Source organism: Streptomyces sp. (assembly GCF_050698815.1).
In the GTDB taxonomy this organism is placed as follows: Bacteria; Actinomycetota; Actinomycetes; order Streptomycetales; family Streptomycetaceae; genus Streptomyces.
The window spans coordinates 1-3,894 of record NZ_JBOHCV010000754.1 but is presented as its reverse complement, the minus strand read 5'-3'; the positions used below and the strand labels follow the sequence as shown (position 1 = coordinate 3,894).

Here is a 3,894-nt window from a genome sequence, read left to right as displayed (position 1 = left end):
GGCGCCGCCAGGACGAAGAGGCCGTTGGGCGGCGTGCCCGTGATCGAGCGGCAGCGTACGGAGGCGACCGTTTCGCTGCGCCCGTCGCCGTCGAAGTCCGCGGAACCCTGGTCCGTCACATCGACCTTGGCCGCTGCGCCGCTTCCGCAGTCGACGGGGAAGTGTGCCTTCCCGGGGTCCGGGGCCGGACCGCCGGCAGCCGTGGAGAACGTGGGCCGTGCGGTGGCGTCAGCGGGCTGGATCAGGGCCGACGCACCGACGACGGCGGCGAGTGCCACGGCCGTGCTGAGCCAGTGCACCATGCGGGTACGGGTGTGCGGCAGTTCCGTCACGCGGGGTGACTCCTGTGAGAAGTGTGCTGGGAGGTGCCCAGCATCGTGCCATACGTCACACCGCATCGGAACGCCCGGGTCCGGCCCGGTCGTCCCGGCTTTCCCGTGACCCCCCTCAACGCGGCCGCCCCGCCATGGAGTTCAGGACTCCGGTGACGGGGCGGCGGGACGCGATGGATGCGGAAGGGGCCTGACGAAGCCTCAGCCGGCTGTGGAGGAACCGCCGGAGGAGCTGCCGGGACCGGTGTAGTCGTCGCCGTACGCACCCTTGGAGGGGCGGCGGCGGCGCAGCGGCGGCTCGACGCCGTCGGCGAGGCGGCGGGCGGTGAGCAGGAAGCCGGTGTGCCCGATCATGCGGTGGTCGGGGCGTACCGCCAGTCCCTCCACGTGCCAGTTGCGCACCATGGTCTCCCAGGACTGCGGCTCGTTGAACGTGCCGTGCTCGCGGATCGACTCGACCATGCGGGCGAGCTGGGTCGTGGTCGCGACGTAGCTGCAGACGATGCCGCCGGGCACCAGCGCCTTGGAGACGGCATCCAGGCACTCCCACGGGGCGAGCATGTCGAGGATGACGCGGTCGACGTCGGTGTCCGAGAGATGGTCCTGCAGATCGCCGACGGTGAGCGTCCACGCGGGGTGCGGCTCGCCGAAGTACCGCTCGACGTTCTGCTGCGCGATCCCGGCGAAGTCGGCCCGCCGCTCATAGCTGTGCAGCATGCCCTGGTCACCGATGGCGCGGAGCAGGTAGGTGCTCAGCGAACCCGAGCCGACCCCCGCCTCGACGATGCGCGCACCGGGGAAGATGTCGGCCATCGCCAGGACTTGACCCGCGTCCTTGGGATAGACGACGGCGGCTCCGCGCGGCATGGACAGGACGTAGTCGGGGAGCAGGGGGCGCAGCGCGAGGTAGGCGACGTTTCCCGTGGTACGGACGACACTGCCCTCGGGAGCACCGATCAGCTCGTCGTGCGGGAAGGCACCCTTGTGGGTGTGGAAGCTCTTCCCGGCTTCGAGCGTGAACGTGTAGTGGCGTCCCTTGGGATCGGTGAGCTGGACCTGGTCCCCGACCTTGAAGGGCCCGCGACGGCGGGCGGCACCGGTCGGTTCGGACATACGGACAGACTAACGGGTTCCCGTGGCCGGCTCACGCGGAGGGCTTCGCCATCGCCGCGACGAACGCGCGCTCGACGTCGCCGGTGGAGAGCACCCCGTAGACCTCACCGGTCTCCTCCACCACCAGGTACTCGGTGGCGGGAGTGGCGCGCAGATGCTCCAGCAGCTCTTCGCCGGCCAGTTCCGCGGGGACCCGCATGCCCTCCTTGAGGTCCTGGGCGAGGGTGGCGACCGCGACCCAGGGGCGGCGGTGCGCGGGGACGCCGGCGATGGCGGTCTCCCGTACCACCGAGACAGGGCCGCCGCTGCCGTCGACGACGACCAGGGCGCGGGCGCCGGCGTCGTTGGCGCGGCGCAGCGCCTCCGACAGCGGGGTGTCGCTGGGCACGGGGACGGCACGCCTGGTGAGGGTACGAGCGCGCAGGTCCGGGAGATGTTCGCGCAGCCGGGCCATCCGGAGGCTGTTTCCGGCGCCGGTCCAGATGATCGCCGCCAGGATGGCGGCGAGCAGCGCGTCCGTGAGGGAATCGACGCCGCTGAGGCTCTCCTGCGTGAAGCCGCCCGCGTGGGTGGCCAGCGGCAGGCCGATCAGCACGGCGATGGCCAGCGCGCGGCCGGTCCAGGCGGCGAAGACGGTGCCGGTCATGGCCCGGCCGCTGAGCTTCCAGATCAGGGCGCGCAGCATTCGGCCGCCGTCCAGGGGCAGCCCGGGGAGGATGTTGAAGACGGCCACGATGAGGTTGGAGACCATCAGCCCGGCGAGCAGCACGCCCGGCACGGTGCCGGGCTCGACGGCCTGCATTCCCGCGTAGAAGACTCCGGTGAGGACGAGGGAGAGCAGCGGCCCGACGAAGGCGAGCACGAACTCACGGCCGGGGGTCTCGGCCTCCCTCTCGATCTCGGACACACCGCCGAAGAACTGCAGTTGGATACGGCGGACCGGCAGCTTGAAGCGCAGGGCGGCGACGGTGTGGGCCAGTTCGTGTACGAGGACCGAGGCGTAGAAGGCGACGGCGAAGAAGAGCGCGATGAGATAGCGGAGGCCGCCCAGGTGCGGCAGCACGCGGTCCAGCTGGCCGCCGAAGACCCAGGTGATGAGGGCGGCGACGAGGAACCAGCTCGGCGCGACATAGACGGGTACGCCGAACGGGCGCCCCATCAGGATGCCGCCGCCGAACGGGCGGGGGCGCTGTGGTTTGCCGGGACCGCTCCCGGTCCCTCCGAGTCCGGCTCCTGCGGGGACGGCGGGGGGCGTGCGCCCCGGCCCGGGGGCGCTCTTCGGCCCGGCCTCAGGTCCGGACGACGCGCCGGACGATGCCGGCGCGGGCCCGGCACCGCCGTCCGGGTTCGCCGACGCGTCCGGCATGTCGGGGCGGCGGTCCTCGCCGTCGTTCCCGGTGTCGCCGGAGCCGCCGGTGTGCCGCCGGCCGCCGTTGTCCGTGTCCGCCACGGGTTCCCCTCTGCTGCTGCATCTCGCACCCCGCTGCGCTGCCGATTCCCATGATCATGCAGCGCGAGTACGTCGCCTTCGATGGTATGCGTCCGCCGTGCGTCCGTTGTCAGTGCGGGGCCCTAGGGTCGTGTCCCATGCAATCCAGAGTCGCATCGCCGCCGAACTCTCTCTCGCCCTCCCGCGCCAGCGACTTCATGCAGTGCCCACTGCTCTACCGCTTCCGGGTGATCGACAAGCTGCCCGAGAAGCCTTCCGCCGCCGCCACCCGCGGCACGGTCGTGCACGCGGTGCTGGAGCGCCTCTTCGACTCGCCCGCGGCGCAGCGCAGCGCTCCGCGGGCCCGCGCGATGGTCGCCGGTGAGTGGGAACGGCTGCTCGCGAAGCGGCCCGAGCTGGCCGGGCTGTTCACGGGAGACGCCGGGGACTCCGCGGACGGGACGGAGCTGGCGCGATGGCTGACGGAGGCCGAAGGCCTGGTGGAGCGGTGGTTCTCGCTGGAGGACCCGACCCGGCTGGAGCCCGCGGAGCGGGAGCTGTTCGTCGAGGCGAGGCTGGATTCCGGGCTGCGGCTGCGCGGCATCATCGACCGTGTCGACATCGCTCCCACCGGGGAAGTGCGGATCGTCGACTACAAGACGGGCAAGGCTCCGCCTCCCCGGTTCGCCGACGGCCCGCTCTTCCAGATGAAGTTCTACGCGCTGGTGCTGTGGCGGCTGCGCGGTGTCGTGCCCCGGCGGCTGCAGCTGGTCTTCCTGGGCAGCGGTGACGTACTGACCTACGACCCGGACGAGGACGATCTGCACCAGGTCGAGCGCAAGCTGCTGGCGCTGTGGGAGGCGATCACCCTGGCGACGGAGACCGGGGACTGGCGGCCCCGCCCGGGCAGGCTCTGCGACTGGTGCGACCACCAGGCCCGCTGCCCCGAGTTCGGCGGCACTCCCCCGCCGTATCCGCTCATGATTCAGCCACGGCTGCCCGAGCCGCGTACCGAAGCCG

General features: G+C 71.9%; 3 protein-coding genes and 1 pseudogene. 1 reads left to right on the top strand and 3 read right to left on the bottom strand.

Going from position 1 to position 3,894, the window contains the following annotated elements; genetic code table 11:
• From ACRDP3_RS26835 to ACRDP3_RS26825, 3 genes and pseudogenes are all read right to left on the bottom strand, one after another.
• Positions 1-332 (bottom strand): annotated as a pseudogene (locus ACRDP3_RS26835) (hypothetical protein); the annotation flags it as partial.
• 201 nt (positions 333-533) lie between these two features.
• Entirely contained in the window at positions 534-1,445 is a 912-nt protein-coding gene (locus ACRDP3_RS26830; RefSeq protein WP_431519596.1) for a tRNA (adenine-N1)-methyltransferase, read from the bottom strand.
• 31 nt (positions 1,446-1,476) lie between these two features.
• A complete protein-coding gene (locus ACRDP3_RS26825; RefSeq protein ID WP_431519597.1) occupies positions 1,477-2,811 on the bottom strand; it encodes a site-2 protease family protein in 1,335 nt (444 codons plus the stop codon).
• Positions 2,812-3,032: 221 nt separating this feature from the next.
• On the opposite strand from ACRDP3_RS26825, the gene ACRDP3_RS26820 reads away from it, so the two are divergent.
• Positions 3,033-3,894 (top strand): RecB family exonuclease (locus tag ACRDP3_RS26820; RefSeq protein WP_431519595.1); only part of this gene is annotated, 862 nt, incomplete at its 3' end.

Bases quoted from the DNA above. Each gene is read 5' to 3' on its own strand.
- ACRDP3_RS26825 (WP_431519597.1), bottom strand. From the start codon at position 2,811: ATGCCGGACGCGTCGGCGAACCCGGACGGCGGTGCCGGGCCCGCGCCG.
- ACRDP3_RS26830 (WP_431519596.1), bottom strand. From the start codon at position 1,445: ATGTCCGAACCGACCGGTGCCGCCCGCCGTCGCGGGCCCTTCAAGGTC.